The sequence below is a fragment of the Paenibacillus xylanexedens genome (assembly GCF_001908275.1).
GTDB lineage: Bacteria > Bacillota > Bacilli > Paenibacillales > Paenibacillaceae > Paenibacillus > Paenibacillus xylanexedens_A.
The window spans coordinates 3725877-3742524 of the sequence record NZ_CP018620.1 but is presented as its reverse complement, the minus strand read 5'-3'; the positions used below and the strand labels follow the sequence as shown (position 1 = coordinate 3742524).

The following is a 16648-nucleotide window of genomic DNA, read 5'->3' as shown; positions in this document are numbered from 1 at the left end:
TGACACGCTCATAGAATACCTTATCACGATCAGGGAGGTTTTAATATGTATAGAAAACATCATAAATGTCATCATCCAAGACCAAAGTGTTTTTACAAAAAAATTACGAAAACTTGTGTTACCAAAGTGAAATATGTCCCTACAAAGTGTAAAAAACACTGTCATGTCACTGTTGAATATTGTGGAGTCAAAAAAAGAAGACATTACTAATCCTCTTTTGCCCTTCTCTTCGGAGAAGGGTTCTTTCTTATTGAACTAGATTAATAACGGATACCATTAACCTATCAAAAAAGTTGCGGTGATATTCACCGCAACTTTTTTCTTCCTTATATACATATATTCATCAAGTTTTGGAGAGTTCAATAAATCCTTCACCGAATACATCACGCACGTCATGAATGGTGATAAAAGCAATCTCATCTTCTGCTCGTACAATCTTCTTCAGCATAGAAACTTCCTGCTTGCTAATCACAATGTATAGAATTTCTTTCTTATTTTTCGTGTAATAGCCATGACCGGACAGAACGGTTACTCCGCGATCCATCTTCTCAATGACTTGCTTCGCGATTTCATCCTGTTTGGAAGAGATAATCATGACTGCTTTTTTCGGATTGAGCCCTTCAATAATGAACTCCATTGTTTTGGTTCCAACAAATAGCAAGACAATTGTACACATTAATCCTTGTGGTCCAATGATGAAGTATGAGGAGAAAGCCACAATCAGATCGAAGAACAGAAGTCCGTAACTGATATTCCAATCCAGATATTTGTTGGCAAGTCGGGCCAGGATCACTGTCCCCGCCGTTGTGCCTCCCACTCTAACAATCAAGCCAATACCAAGACCGGCAAATAATCCGGCAAAAATGGTATTAATCCAGAGTTCATCCGATGCAATCGTCCAACTCTCCGTCAGATGCAGGAACAACGAGTTGAATACCACTGCAATAATCGTATATACCGTAGTCGTTTTATCAAGAAACCGATATCCCACAATTAACAAAATACCGTTCAGGATCAAGTTCATCAGTCCAGGGGACCATTCAAACAGGTAATACAAAATAATCGTGATACCCGTGACGCCGCCTTCAGCCAAATCGTTCGGGATGACAAACAGGTTCACCGCCAGTGCAAACAGAAATGCACCTGCCATAATAAATAGGATATCCGTAATTCGTTTCTTCATTATGCATTCCATCCAATCCATCAGAAATCAACCTAATCGACCCGTCTCATAAGTTGTCATAACCACTCAAAGATAGATTTTACCATGCTCTCAACAAAATTTGTATACATAATACAAATTGTTGCGTAATTTGTGCAAAGGAATTAGTAAAACCTGCTCTTCTGTCTTCTGCAGAGCTATTGAGTATCATACACCCATGACAAATGTCATGGTCCATCATTGATATTCATCATTACAGAAGGCTGACGTTTATGACTTACTGTCATGTTCGGATTGTTTTACAATGATAAAAACGCTTCCTACAGGAAAGTCTAGCGGGAAACGCCAAGTTGTAGCTGATTACAGTTATAACGATTGAAGGAGGACACAATTTTATGAACAGATCAAAAGAAATGGCCTTAAAAAAAGAAGTTACCCCTTACGAAAAAAATGATCTCAGACTAAGTATACGCCAGTTAATCAATACATTGCTCCCGCTTTTCTTGTTATGGGCTGCAGCTTACTTTAGCTTATCGGTTTCCTACTGGCTGACCTTCCCGATTGCCTTGGTGGCATCCGGATTTGTACTACGGACCTTTATTATTTTCCATGACTGCTGTCATGGTTCATTCTTCAAGAGCAAACGCGCCAATGATATTCTCGGTACCATTACTGGTGTATTAACAGTTACACCTTATCAGCAGTGGAAAAACGAGCATTCTATCCATCACGCAACAAGCAGTAATCTTGACAAACGTGGTGTAGGTGATATCTGGGTTATGACGGTTGACGAATATAAAGCAGCTTCTACTTGGGGACGTCTCTTCTATCGGATTTATCGTAACCCGTTTGTATTGTTTTGTATCGGACCCATTTACGTGTTTCTGTTGGCTTACCGTTTTAACCGCAAAGGTGCTAGACGTAAAGAACGTATCAATACACACCTGACTACCGTATTGATCGTAGTGCTCTATGCATTCATGTCCTGGTTAGTCGGATGGCAGGCTTTTGTAATGGTGCAGGCACCTATCTTCTTCTTCTCCGGTTTCTTTGGTATCTGGTTGTTCTACGTCCAACATCAGTTCGAAGAGACGTATTTTGAACATGAAGATGAGTGGAGTTATGTAAAAGCAGCTGTTGAAGGCAGTTCTTATTACAAATTGCCAAAATTATTGCAATGGATCAGTGGTAATATCGGGTTTCACCATGTGCATCACTTGAGCCCACGTGTACCTAACTATTTCTTGGAAGAAGCACATAACGCAACACCACCTTTGCAAAAAGCAACGACTATTACACTACGTTCCAGTCTGGTTGCCCTGCGCTTCCGTCTGTGGGATGAAGATTCTAAACAGTTTATTAGCTTCAGACAGCTCAAAAAGCTATCCCGCAAGCCGTATGTTCAACCGCCTATCCGAGTAACCAATCCAGCGGGTCTGACAGAGAAGCCTTAACTCTGTCGGATTCGTTTTCTTGTGTTCAAGCCATAGTCATGCTACAGTCATGCTAAAGTTGAGTACAAGTTTGAGGAGGAGAATTCCATTCAAAAGTGGATGCAAAATTTTTATAAAAAAACAGGGTTGAACCTTTATGTATGGCTCGCCTTTTTCATCCTGCCATTCTATTTTATATCGCAATATTCTAAATTATGGACGATGGTAACCGGCATTATTATCATTCTCGTTTTCTTCGTCTGTTACCTGCTCGCCTTCATCACCAAGGGCTGGCAGGTGTACATGTGGATTGGCATGCTTATTGCCATATCCATTACGATGACGATCGCCTATGATTATGCGTATTTCTCATTGTTTCTTGCTTTCTTTATTGGGAATATTAAAAATAAAGCCGGTTTCTTCACCCTCTACTCGGTGAACCTGGGAGCCAGTTTCGTAACCATTAATTACGGTTTCATTAATCAGAGTTCTCTGTTGGTGAGCCAACTCCCGTTTGTATTCATCAGCTTAATGGCCTCCATCCTGCTCCCAATCAGTACGTATAACAAAAACAAAACTGAACATTTGGAAGGCCAATTGGAGAATGCGAACAAGCGACTTGATGATCTCGTAAAAATGGAAGAACGCCAGCGTATCGCTCGCGACCTGCACGATACACTTGGACAGAAGCTCTCTCTGATCGGTCTGAAAACCGATCTGGCGAGACGGCTGCTCCGCAATAATCCCGATCAGGCCGAGATTGAATTGAACGACCTCAGACAAACGGCAAGTACAGCTCTGAAGGAAGTCCGGGAAATGGTCACCACCATGCGTGGTACACAATTGGTCGATGAACTGTTCCGGGCGGAGCAGATTCTGAAGGCCGCTTCGATTGAATTTGTGCTGGAAGGTAATCCGAAGTTACAGGATACGTCACAATTGAATGAAAATGTGCTCGGTATGTGCTTGAAAGAAGCTGTCACGAATGTCGTCAAACACAGTCAGGCAACAACCTGTACTATCATCATTAAAGAAACACTAGCGGATAATGTATTAACCGTTCAAGATAACGGTATTGGAATAGAACGAACTCGCAAACAGGATCGGCGCGGAACAGGAATTTTGGGCATGAAGGAACGACTTGAATTTGTGAACGGTTGTCTGGATATTCGCTCTGCGACAGACCTCCCGGGTACAGCGATCATTATTCATGTTCCGAAACTCGTTCGCAAACCGATAAAGGAGGCAGAATCATGATTAGAATTGTAATCGCGGAAGATCAGCGCATGATGCTCGGCGCCTTGTCCTCCCTCCTCAATCTGGAGGAAGATATGGAAGTCGTCGGACGTGCCAGCAACGGCCAGGAAGCCCTTGCCCTTGTCCAGGAGCTTGCACCAGACATCTGTCTGATGGATATAGAAATGCCCGTGAAAAGCGGCCTTGAAGCCGCAGAAGAACTCAAAGGAATGAGCTGTAAGGTCATTATCCTGACCACTTTTGCCCGGACCGGATATTTCGAACGTGCCCTAAAGGGCGGTGTCCGTGGTTACCTGCTCAAAGACAGTCCAATTGAAGAACTTGCCGAGTCGATCCGCCAAGTTATGAATGGCAGACGCATCTTCGCTCCCGACTTGGTAGATGAAGCTTATGTAGAAGAAAACCCCCTGACAGAACGGGAGAATGCCGTACTGGGCCTCATGGCAGATGGGAAAAACACCAAGGAAATCGCCGGGCATCTGTTCATCACAACGGGCACGGTGCGTAACTACATCTCCATTATTCTCAACAAGTTAAATGCCAGTAACCGCATTGAGGCCATCACTCGCTCCAAGGAAAAAGGGTGGTTCAAATGAAAGTACCGCTTTAACCCATTGAAACAAAAATAAGCATGTACCCCGGCTGCATAAGCTGCGATAACATGCTCAAATATAAAAAGCTTGGCCCAGCAATTTCTTCCTGGGCCAAGCTTTTTTATGTGTATCGTAACAATCCTACACTCATCTCTTCTACATTATAGAATATCCGTAAAGCACTCAAGATTTCACAGATACAACCATGCCAAGAGCCTCTAGTGGCACTTGATCGGTCTGAAGCTGATGAATTTGGTTACCGTCCTGCCATGAGATCGTTACATGAACAGACTTTCCACCACTTGGATATTCAACCTTGATATACCCTTTATCTTTGGGTACAGGCAACGTATGTGTCTCCAGGTACTCCACCATTTTCTTCGCTATTCCCGGATTATTCATTTCATCTTCAGAAACCGAACGAATTTCCAGCGTCCATCTACCTTCTTGCCAAGTCAGATATTGACTGCCTGCGGCACCTTCACTCATGCCTTTGATGCCATGACCCAGATCCACAGCCATATCTGCTGGAATATCTTTCAGGTCCGTCTCAGAGAATATTTCTGGCTGATTCGGGTCCTTATAGGTCTTCACTTCATAGGAAGCCAGTACAGGTATCTTACTGTCGGATGCAGTTAGAGATTGATCATTAATGGCAACAGACGGAGTGGTAGCGTAGAAGTTTACCTTAAATGCATCCGCAGTATTGGACAGTATTGCCGCACCCAAAGATGTACCCTTGTCCAATGTGAATGAAGTGGGTAACGCTGCATCCTTCATCTTCAACTGGTTGCGAACTTGCTTGATCACATCATTCACACCTGAATGACCAGTGGCAACTTGGTTGTCATTTGCCTTCGATCCTGATGTGTCTACATTATCTGTTGTGCCCGTATTCTCTTTGGTTCCTGTTTCATTTTCATTAGAGAAATCAGCACCACCGCTGCCGGTCTCGGTCTGCTCCCCCACTGTTGTTGTTGGTGAAGAGCTATTCTCTGATGATGCTGCATTTGAATCCGGTCCGCCACATCCTGCCAGAGCAAGTAAAACGGCCGTCGTTACTGGAATCGTGATCCATAATGGTTGTTTCTTCATGATGTGTGCCTCCTTCGTTGTAGCCAATCTAAAAATTCAAAAGATTAACGCTTGTCGTTCCAGAAGTTAACCGGCTGCACTTTTTTGCTTAATACTTCAAAACGATACCCTTCTGCCTTCAATGTTTTTAACACTTGCGGTAATACTTTCAGCGTTGCTTCCTGGTCGTGCATAAGCACAACAGGTGTTGTTCCGCTCTTTTGCACATTGTGGATCTGCTTCATTACACTGTTATAGACTTTCTGGTGATCCTTCTTGTATTTCCAGTCTTCCGAATCGACATTCCAATCCCATAGATGGAATCCACCCTGACCAAGCAGTACATTACGGAACGCCGGCTTGAGGTATGGTTTACTGCCGTATGGCGTCCGAACAAGACTTGTTTTAACTCCGGCAACCTTGTTCAGACTTGCATTGGCCTGTTGCATCTCTTTCAATCCGCTATATGCAGATTTATAGAATTTGCCTGGAACGTGAGTCACACCATGCAGACCCAATCCATGTCCGTCAGCTACAATTCGTTTGGTAGCCTTCTGAAATTGCTCCATTTGAGGACCCAGCATGAAAAACGTTGCCTTCGCATGATATTGATCCAGAATATCCAGTAACTGACCCGTATGAGCGGTTGGCCCATCATCAAACGTCAGGTATATGATTTTCGAATTTGCTTTGCTTGCTCCATCCTTGGATGCAGCAGATTTGGCAGATACCGACTGCGGCAATAATAGTGGAATGATTAGTAAAATAGCAAGTGTGACCATGATAGATTTACGAATATGTAGCATAATTAAAAGTCTCCCTTATGTGTTATATTTCCCCGGGTGTCCATGTTTTTCTACCTTCATCCCTTGGCGATTTATCCTAATACTATCAAAGATAATGGCTCCTGTTCTCGCTCCAAAGGCTACGGTAGAGTTACACTTTTGTCAGATAAACCTAAAATTTAATACGAATTTGATAGATTTGCGCAAAATAAGATCCCGTCAGGATAGATCAATTGTGACATATCCTCTATTACCCACATTCAGAATTTTGATAGACCTTTACTCCAATTCAAGCAAATCAATACAATCATTAAATATCGTTGCATGCAAAAAAACCTGCACAAGTGCAGGCTTCCTCGTTTTCAATCAGCATAAGGCATCAAACCATCATCCCTTGCAAGGAGATTGCCCCCATTGCTTTCAGGATCATTACCTCATGCTGTATGTACATGGTGTTTTGTCGCTGGAATCTTATCTACTCCCAACGTACAAGTTATTCAGCAGGAGCAGTGAACGAACGTTTGCCAAACTCGGCATCCAGCATGTAGAAGGCATTGCTGTCTTTTTCAATGCGGCGCAGCTTCTGAATAATATTGTCAAACAAAGCTTCCTCTTCAACCTGCTCATCAATGAACCATTTCAGGAAATACATCGTTGCATGTTCACGTTCATTCAGAGCGATGTCAGCCAGATTGTAGAATTTTTTCGTGTTTTGCTGTTCATGAGCATAACCATGCTCAAATACATCCAGCATCGAAGCATATTCATTCTTCGGTTCTGGCAAAGCCGCAAGTGTGGCACGTTGTCCACGATCATTCAGGAATTTGTATATTTTCATGCCATGGAATCGCTCTTCTTCCGCTTGCACGATGAAGAAGTTCGCAAATCCATCCAGACTTTTGCTGGAACAATAGGCTGCCATAGCCAGATATACATGAGCGGAATAAAACTCAAAATTCATCTGTTCGTTTAAAGATTCTGTTAACGCTTGGCTCATAATCAAAACACCTCTTTCTTTCTCTAGGGATGGTTACATTCTAACATAACGTAAGCAGGACTTACACCGATATTCTACAAAATTCGCCAATGACTGAACGAACAAAAAAGCTCTGCCGCGATGGCAGAGCTTCTTTCATTCTTTAGAGATATGCAATTATACCAAGAACGCTTTGGAGATGATAACCAACAGGATGAACAGAACCAGAATGGCACCTACAGAAGTGAAACCTCCGTATCCGTAGCCTCTTGTTTCTCCACCTAATACTTCGCTCATTGACCGTACCTCCTCTGCAACAGGTATGGGTTATCTTATGCAGGAAGAACGACTTTGACAGGGCGGATGCCCTAATTATTCAGATTGCTGTTTTTTCGTTCAGTACCGGGGAGATTGCACACGCATGATATCCAGAAAAGGCACCTTCGCTGTGAACTCTTCTTCGGTATACTCCACATGCACAAGTCGTGTACGGGAGTCCATTTTGACGATGACTCCTTGCACCTGATCTTCTTTGCCCCATACCGTCAACAGTACTTCCGAACGTTCCCGAAAGGCTTCAACCAGCTGGTTTCCCAACTCTTCAAGTTCAAACTCATCCCGTGTAGGTCTTTTTGCTACTTTTGCTTTTGCCAATGTGGCTGCCTCCTCTACTCCGACGTCCCGATTCCACGGGTTGATTGCCGAGTTCATATTCAATTAGTATACCATTCATTTACGTTCGTGTAATCTCATGGCAACCAGAATGAGCAAATTCCTGAGGCAAGTTACCGTTAACCGTGATACCTCCTATTCTTCTCCATACTCCACAATGATGCTGTACTCATTTGATCGGGTTTCGCCAGCCCGTTTTTGTCCATTCCATTCATACGTGTACCTAGCAATCAAGTCTCCTTGCAGCGTCCCCGCTTTCTCAGAAGCTAACTTCGCTACATACGAGATGTTCTTTTCCGTTCCCGGCTCAATCACGCCCACATGCAGAACCCGTGGTGTGGAATACTCTGATATGCTCAATTGGAGCTCACCCGTAGCTTGCCCAAGCCATCTGGCACCCTCAGGTAAAATGCTCCCAAGTTGTACACGTGCCGGCAAATTACCCGTATTCCCCACACGTACCTGAAAAGTGACGGTACCTCCCTGCTCGACCAATGTGGGTGTCACTTGAACGTAAGCCTGAATTATCGGCGCTTTCAATTCGACCACAGCTTCATTGGATGTAATCATCCGCTGCACTGACCGTGAATCTGGCAATCGAAATGTATACATCAGGCTAGCATGATTCACATACCTGTAGTCATCAGGCATCGATTCATCTCGATCTGGAAGTTTCGCTTCGAACTGAATATTCAGAACCGACCGGGCTGTCAACGTCCCCAGATTAAGTCCTTTAGCCAGATTGGTTCCGGGACGTTTAACCCCATTCCAGCGCAGACTACCTTCAACAAATGTCACACCTGTGGGCAGTACATCCAGGAGAGTTCCATCCACCGCATAACTGCTTGCATTGGAGACGGTAATATTATATTGGACGGCATCACCCAATGTGGCCGTTACCGGGAGCACACTTTTTACCACAGTGACCTGGGGCTGTATCACTTCCAGGGTAACCTGATTGGAGTAGACCGTCTCCTGCTGTCCTGCCGAGATATACGCCAGTACAGCTACACTTGATATTCCGTTTGCATCACTTCCCCCAATAACCTGAACCCGATATTGTATCCTAATTGAGCTTCCGGGCAAAATCTCTCCAAGTTGTATGCCCGTATCAGGCGTTACTTGTGGCGCAAACATTTCATCTACGATGACACTCGCAGGTATAAAAACAATACCTTGTGGCAAAGAAATCGTTACTTGGGCATTCGTGGCTGTAATAAAACCCGGATTGCTCACGATGACGGTGTACATGACAATATCCCCTGAGAAGGTATAGATGTGATCCGCCTGAAAGGAGATCTCCAGTCGGGATGAGACCAGATTGACCTCCACGATATTAGATTGTTCCATACCCGTAACCAATCTGCCTTCCGGTGTCAAAAACTCATAGTTAACCTGTGCCTGATTCAGCAGCTTCAGTGCCTCAGGTAAACGCAAGATTACAACTTGGAAGTGGTATCGCAACGTGGCTCCGGGCGCGATTTCAGCTGGAGGCAATCCTCTCTCCGGTGATGCTCCCGGTAACGGAATGCCATCACGCAATACACTGTTGGGAAGCAGTGCCGTCTCTGCAGATAGCTGATCCAATAGGTACACTAGGGCCGTAAGATTTCCGGAGTTAACAATTTCAACATGGTAGATAAGAGACTGCCCCAAGGCAGCCTCTGTGACATTGCACACTTTTCTGACTTCAAGCCTGGGGCCGATCCACGGTGTTACAACCGTATTCGAATAGGATACCTGTTCCAGTTCAGTCGCACCCGAGCTGAATCGAACCAGGGACTGATTCTTTAGCCAGTGGGACAACGGACCGGAAGATTGGCTCATATCACCACAACCTCTACTCTGAATGTAACCGTAACGGAAGCACCCGCAGCAATCGAACCAAGCGTGATGCCTGTATTCGGATTCCCTGTTGGTCTTGGCACACCATCCACCGTAACACTTCCTGGCACAAATACTGTACCGACAGGTACCGGGTCAACCATGACCACATTATTCACCACTTCAATGCCGCTATTGGTTACTACAACCGTATAGGTGATTACATCACCAACAACAGCATCAATGGCACTTGTGCTTTTGGCAACAACAACATTTGGTGCAGATACCGGGATAACCAGAACATTCGAAGATACGGTCCCCGTCAACAGACGGCCATCGGGTGGACTAAATGTATAGTTGGCCACCGCCTGGTTAACCAGTTGCTGATCCTGCGGCAACGTATCTACAGTCACTTCGAGGGTAACCGTTACAATAACCGTACCTCCGGACGGTATGGTACCCACAGCGATACCCGTCTCCGGATTGGCACCTGGCTGTGGAACACCATCAATCAGAACACTGTTGGGAAGCAGTACGGCTCCATTCGGTATATTGTCCGTTAATGTCAAAATTGCATCAAGATTCCCGCTATTGTTAATGGCAAAAGAATAGGTGATGGTGTCACCAATCGTTGCATTGGAAGTGCTCCCTGTTTTGGTTACGGCAATAATCGGCTGATAGATTGGCGTTACAACTGTATTGGAATACGCTGCTCCCGAGAAAACACCCGATGTGAAACTTACGGAAGACTGACTGCTCACTTGTGGTGGTGTTGGCAGTGTATTGACCCGAACTGCATACGATACCGCTATCGATGCTCCAGGCGCCAAACTACCAAGAGCTATGCCCAGCGCAGGGTTGGCCAAGGCACGTGGGACGCCGTCCACCAGAACACTGCCTGTAACAAATGTGGTGGCTGGGTTAATCGGATCGGTGATCACAATGTTGTTTACCGGGTCAATTCCTTCATTGGTCACAACCATCTCATATACAATCGTATCGCCCACCACAGCATCAATCACCGGAGTGGTCTTCACAACGCTGACATTCGGAGCAGATACTTGAATGTTGAGTGCGTTGGACGTAATCGTGCCTCCAAGTGTTCTTCCATCAGGTAATGTGTACGAAAATGTAGCAGAAGCCTGATTGGTGATGGACTGGCTCAAAGGTAACGTCACAATCACAACGGAGAAGGTAACTAGAGTTGTTGTGGAAACGACACCAAGCGGAATACCCGAAGCTGGATCTGCACCTGGTGCAGAAGCCCCGTTAATAATAACGCTATTTGGAACAAGCTCTGTTCCAGCTGGAATGGTATCGGTCAACGTGACGGATGCCCCATAGTTCCCGGCATTGGAGATGGCGATGCTGTACACAACGGTATCCCCTACCGTTGCTATCGTCTGATCTCCCGTTTTGACTGCCGACAGAATAGGTTGATAGACCGGAGTTGTAACCGTATTGGAGAATGTGGTCGCTGAGAAAACACCTGATGTAAAGCTGACCGTGGACTGATTGTTTAACACTGCACTTGCCGGGAGCGCCGTAACCTGCACACTAAATACAACGGTTACCGTAACGCCAGGTGCGATGGAACCAAGCGTTATTCCCGTAGAAGGATTGGCACCAGGGCGCAGAACACCATCGACAAACACGCCGGTTGGCGCAAGAACGGTACTTGTCGGCACTGCATCCGTGAAAACCACATTGTTCACCGTTGCAATTCCGTTATTGGTTACAGCGATGCTATACGTTACGACATCACCAACAGATACCGCCGTCGAAGTTGTGGATTTGACGACATCGACATCCGGTGCCGATACGGTAATGGTCAGCACATTGGATAGAACAGACCCCGTGATGTTCCGCCCATCCGGCAATGTATATGATAGAGCTACCGTAGCCTGATTCACCAGTTGTTGCGGACTTGGCAGCGTATCAACAACTACTGAAAAGGTAATGGTGGTCGTAGCTCCGGGAGCCACATTGCCTGCGGGGATGCCGGTTGCCGGACTTCCTGCTGGCAGCGGTTGACCGTTCACAATAACGCTATTTGGAACAAGGATGGTTCCGGCTGGAAGGTTATCTGTCAGGTTAATCTGGGCTCCATAGTTTCCCTGATTGCTCACGGTGATCGTGTAACTGACCGTATCCCCAACGGTAGCGTTTTGTGTACTGGCTGTTTTTTGTGCTGAAAGAATAGGCTGGTACACCGGAGTGACCACGGTATTTGAAAAGGTTGTGCTTGAGAATGTACCTGAGGTAAAACTGACCGTAGAGCGATTGCTCAACTGATTGCTTGGCGGGATCGCGTCGACACGGATACTGAACGTGACCGTTGCGGACGTTCCGGGCCCCAATGTCCCAAGGGATATCCCACCTGCCGGATTGGCTCCAGGTTGCGCAACCCCATTCACTGTGACACTACCTGTAACAAAGGAGGCTCCAGCTGGAATCGGGTCCGAAAACTGAATATTGTTCACTGGTGCAATTCCACTGTTAGTCACCAGAATGGAATAGGTCACTGTATCGCCTACCGTAGCCGCAGTGGAAGCTGTGCTTTTGACAACAGCGACGTTTGGTGACGAGACCGGGAACGTGAGCGTATTCGAAGTGGCTGAGCCAGTCAACGTCCGCCCATCTGGAGGTGTAAATGTAAAGGATGATGTAGCAAAATTGCTAAGCTGCTGCGGAGATGGAAGGGAATCCACAACAACGGCAAAGGTGACAACAGCCGTTGCCCCCGCTGCTACAATGCCTACCGGAATGCCAGCTGCTGGCGTCGCTCCAGGTTGGGGTACACCAGATACCACAACACTGTTAGCTACTAAAGTAGTCGCAGCTGGAATGGTATCTGTCGCTGTAACATTTGCCTCCAGATTACCTGCATTGCTCACCGTCACCGTATATACAACCGTATCACCTACAGTTGCATTAACTGTATTCGCCGTTTTGACAAGTGAGATCTGTGGCTGTATGACTGGAGTCTGAGTCGTATTGGACGATGATGACCCTGAAAATGAACCGGATGTGAAGCTGACCGTCGACTGATTGTTAATCTGTGAAGGAATCGGCATGGTAATCGTCACCTCAAAAGTTACGGTAACCTCGGCTCCTGGAGCCAACGTACCGATTGGAATGCCGGCTGTCGGATTGGAGAGCGGGAACGAAGTCCCGTTCACAATGACACTTCCGGGTACAAATGGGGTATTTGAAGGAAGAGGATTGACATATACCACATTATTAACGGCTACTGTGCCGTTATTACGAATAACAGATGTGTATCGAATGACATCTCCGACTACGCCGTACTCTACATTGTCACTGTTGACAATCGTAACATTGGGCAGAGACACTGGAATAGTGATGGTGTTCGATGACGAGAGACCGGCAATCGTTCTCCCACTTGGAAGCGTGTAGGCAAACGAAGCAACCGCCTGATTAATTAACTGCCTTGCATCTGGCAAACTGGTAACCGTCGCAACAAAGGTGACCGTTGCACCTGAGCCCGCAGCGATCGTCCCCAAATTAATTCCTGCTACGGGGCTAACGCCTGGTGTAGGCACGCCATTAATAATGACACTATTTGTGCTGAATACTGCTCCTGCTGGAATAGGATCTGTCAAGGTAACCGTTGCAGCTATATTACCTGTATTGTTAATTTGAATGGTGTAATTAAACGTATCGCCTACCGTCAAACTTGTTGTACTTGCTGACTTCACCACTTGGATCACTGGCAGAAATATGGGGGTATTTACTGATATAGAAGAAGAAACACCATTAAAACTGCCTGATGTAAATGCTGCATTGGCCCGGTTACTAACCAAACCCGTAGATGGAACGGAATTCACTCTTGTCTGATAGGTCACAGTTACACTGCTTGAGCTATTCAATGTACCCACTGCAATTCCCGCAACGGGGCTTGCGCTGGTAACAGCAGATCCATTAATCGTGACACTACCCGGGACAAATTCAGAGCCGGATGGTGCATCCGAAATCACCAGATTTTGTACTGCACTAATTCCTGCGTTTGTTGCAACAACGGTATACGTAAGCACATCTCCAACTGTCGCATCCGGTGTGTTTACTGTTTTACTAAGAGAAATATTGGGAGCCGATGCAGATATACGAACGATATTGGATAAGCTGCTGCCTGAGAGATTCCGTCCACTTGGAAGCTGGTACGTATAACTTGCAGTCCCTTGATTCTCCAGTGTCGGCGGAGTCGGAAGTGTGGTGAGTGTAGCGCGAAACACCACCGTAGCCGTAGCTCCCGGCAAGAGGGTGCCCAGTGTTATTCCGGTTAATGGGCTTGTTCCAGGACGCGCAGTACCATTCACGGTTACCGAATTCGGGACAAACGTCAGCCCCGCTGGAATCGTATCGGTCACATTCACTTGAGTCGCTATGTTTCCACTGTTCGTGACCACAAGTGTGTATGCAAGCTGATCCCCCAGTGTCGCATTGGTTTGGCTCGCCGACTTGTTGATACCGATAACCGCTTGGTATACAGGAGTTGTAATGGTATTGGAGTTGGAAATGCCCGTGAACGAACCAGAGCTATAAGACACTACCGCTCGATTGATTAACGAACCTGAAGCAGGCAAAGACTGCACGTTCACCTGAAACGTCACCGTCGCAGAACTTCCTACTGTCAACGTTCCAACCGAAACGCCGCTAATTGGATTCGCCGAAGGTACGACTGTACCTCTGACGGTCACACTGCCGGGGACAAAGCTCGTACCGACAGGCAGCAAATCCGTGAGGATCACATTATTAATCGCCTCAATACCGAGGTTGCTTGTAACTACGGTGTACGTGAAGGTCTCTCCGACAGCAACATCGGTAACGGATGCTGATTTTACCGTGGTCACATTGGGCAATGTTACCGGGATTGTTAAGGTATTCGAGGCGATGTTTCCCGTGATCGTCCGACCATCAGGTGAATTAAAGGAATAAGAAGCTGTCGCCTGATCCACAAGAGTTGGCGGTGTCGGCAAGCTTGTTACAAGTACCTGAAAGGTTACGGTATTTGCACTTCCTGCCGGGATGCTCCCCAAATTAACGCCCGTCGCCGGATTAGCGCCTGCAATTACAGTACCATTCAGTCGGAAGCTACCTGCCACATATGAGCTGCCACTCGGGATGTTATCCGTCAATATAACGTTGGCAGCAACATTTCCCCCGTTGTTCACCTGAAGCGTATAAGTGACTTGACTTCCTACACTGACATTGGTGGTACTCGCCGATTTCACAATGGACAGGTTTGGCGAATAAACCGTAAGGGTGGAGTTATTGGACGGAATAACTCCGGTAATGACCGGACCCCCTGCTACACTTTGAAATGTAAAGGCTGCATTGGCCGAATTCACCAGTTGCAGGATGCTTGCATCCTGACCGATGAGTGCTCGATAGGTTACAACAACACTGCTGGATAAAGTTAACGAACCCAGCGGAATGCCTGCCGTCACATCAAGTGTTGGACGGGATACACCTGCAACCGTGACACTGCCTGGAATAAAGGTAAGACCTGCAGGAAGTGAATCGGATAAAACAACACTGGCCGCACTCGCAGTGCCTGCATTGGTAACGGTAACCGAATATAGAATACTATCCCCGGCAACTGCACCGGAGGCGACCGTTGCCTTAGCCAATGTGATCTTGGGCGCATTAATATCAACTTGAATTGCATTGGCGTTGACAATGTAGGCATCCCCCGAGGTCGTTAATGTCAACACCGCAGATGACTGGTTATTGATCAGTCTTGCTGACACATCCACATTGGTAATATCCCAGCCTTGACGTCCACCGATAATATTGGTGCCTGGAGCCCCGTTGATCTGATTTCGTGTCCCAAACGTTCCTGTTGTATTAAGCGCTCCGGTATCTCCGTTAATCTGAGAAGCAAAAAAGTTCGCAGCTAGATTATTGGGCCCGGACAAAGCAACCGATGTAGCTGAGGTTGGCCCGAATAATGCCTGGTCACCGGTCCGGTTCGCGTCGCCCTCCTGAGCACTGAACAGTATTCTTCCTCCCAGTACACCGGAAAGGGGCGTTGCAAATCCAGTCAATGTGGTAACGACAGGTGGTGAAGTGGATTGAACGAGTACGCCTCCTGCACGTAAAGACATGTTGCGAAAAGGCAGATTGGGATTCTGATAGATAACCCCAAGTGTCCATCCCGCATGATTGGCCGTGGAATCATTCGTAATTACAATAGTCCCTACCACTGCTCCGGTGATATATGTACCGGCTCCCCCGCTTTGTACAAGTGTAGTCACATTGGCGGAACGTACATAGCCAGCAGCACCGCCTCCCAGATCGAATTGATTGTAGGTAAGTGGGTCAGGGGTTACACTGGAAGTCCCTGCGGGTGTAATAAACGTAACCGGATTGTTGATGGCAGCACTCAGATTGACTGTACCATTGATGTAACTGCCGCCCCAGATCAATTCTGCATACAGAACGGTACTTCCAGCGGGCAGTGTAAGAATGGCTGCTGAACTGTTGCTCTGATACAAGCTTGTCGTTCCCAGTGGATAGGTGCCGTACTGGAGGCTGGTGTTGGTTGTGGTAAAACCTCCAATACTGTCCTGTGTTCCGGGTACCCCTGCTGTTTCCGAACGACTCAGTCCAAGCGTATTTCCTGTAAATGTAATTGCTCCCGTAGCATTAACGGTTGAACGAACGACAAGAGGAATGAAAATCACCTCCCCTTCATCAATGATTTCCTACATATGGAACGGAGCCATGTATATAGTCTATGAGTGTATTGTTGAGTTTTGTTTGTCCTCCATAAAAAGTTTGTGACAACTCGAAACTTATGTGAGTCTTGTTCTCACATAACAGTTAAATACATTTGCGTTTTGTTC

At 46.4% G+C, this 16648-nt stretch carries 11 protein-coding genes; 3 read left to right on the top strand and 8 right to left on the bottom strand.

The genetic code is table 11. From position 1 onward, the window contains the following. Positions 1-343: 343 nt before the first annotated feature. Positions 344-1183: a YitT family protein gene (locus BS614_RS16825; RefSeq protein WP_017688839.1), complete on the bottom strand. Its 840-nt coding sequence runs from the start codon at positions 1181-1183 to the stop codon at positions 344-346. Positions 1184-1557: 374 nt separating this feature from the next. Between BS614_RS16825 and desA the strand changes: the two genes are divergently transcribed. From desA to BS614_RS16810, 3 genes are all read left to right on the top strand, one after another. Continuing rightward, positions 1558-2616, top strand: coding sequence for a Delta(5) desaturase DesA (desA, locus tag BS614_RS16820; protein WP_047842686.1), 1059 nt, complete (start codon positions 1558-1560; stop codon positions 2614-2616). A gap of 87 nt (positions 2617-2703) precedes the next feature. Further along, a complete protein-coding gene (locus BS614_RS16815) occupies positions 2704-3852 on the top strand; it encodes a sensor histidine kinase (protein ID WP_074094797.1) in 1149 nt (382 codons plus the stop codon). Then, the gene (locus BS614_RS16810) at positions 3849-4448 is read left to right on the top strand and encodes a response regulator transcription factor (RefSeq protein ID WP_036608692.1); all 600 of its coding nucleotides are present in this window, start codon (positions 3849-3851) and stop codon (positions 4446-4448) included. The genes BS614_RS16815 and BS614_RS16810 overlap by 4 nt, the downstream gene beginning before the upstream one ends. A gap of 180 nt (positions 4449-4628) precedes the next feature. Here the strand turns inward: BS614_RS16810 and BS614_RS16805 are convergent, their stop codons facing one another. The 7 genes from BS614_RS16805 to BS614_RS16775 all read right to left on the bottom strand — a co-directional run bounded on the left by BS614_RS16805 (position 4629) and on the right by BS614_RS16775 (position 16486). Then, a complete protein-coding gene (locus tag BS614_RS16805) occupies positions 4629-5540 on the bottom strand; it encodes a hypothetical protein (protein WP_074094796.1) in 912 nt (303 codons plus the stop codon). Positions 5541-5584: 44 nt separating this feature from the next. After that, the gene (locus BS614_RS16800; RefSeq protein ID WP_074094795.1) at positions 5585-6325 is read right to left on the bottom strand and encodes a polysaccharide deacetylase family protein; all 741 of its coding nucleotides are present in this window, start codon (positions 6323-6325) and stop codon (positions 5585-5587) included. Between the two features lie 472 nt (positions 6326-6797). Then, positions 6798-7301, bottom strand: a complete 504-nt coding sequence (locus BS614_RS16795; RefSeq protein WP_017688845.1) for a ferritin — start codon at positions 7299-7301, stop codon at positions 6798-6800. Between the two features lie 156 nt (positions 7302-7457). Next, a complete protein-coding gene (locus BS614_RS16790) occupies positions 7458-7577 on the bottom strand; it encodes a hypothetical protein (protein WP_017688846.1) in 120 nt (39 codons plus the stop codon). Between the two features lie 99 nt (positions 7578-7676). Then, positions 7677-7934 carry a YolD-like family protein gene (locus BS614_RS16785; protein ID WP_036608707.1) on the bottom strand — a complete coding sequence of 86 codons (258 nt, stop codon included), beginning with the start codon at positions 7932-7934 and terminating at the stop codon, positions 7677-7679. Positions 7935-8087: 153 nt separating this feature from the next. Beyond that, positions 8088-9779, bottom strand: coding sequence for a DUF11 domain-containing protein (locus tag BS614_RS16780; RefSeq protein ID WP_074094794.1), 1692 nt, complete (start codon positions 9777-9779; stop codon positions 8088-8090). After that, complete coding sequence (locus tag BS614_RS16775) at positions 9776-16486, bottom strand: DUF7507 domain-containing protein (protein WP_074094793.1); 6711 nt, start codon at positions 16484-16486, stop codon at positions 9776-9778. Before BS614_RS16775 ends, BS614_RS16780 begins: the two co-directional genes overlap by 4 nt. Positions 16487-16648 lie beyond the last annotated feature (162 nt).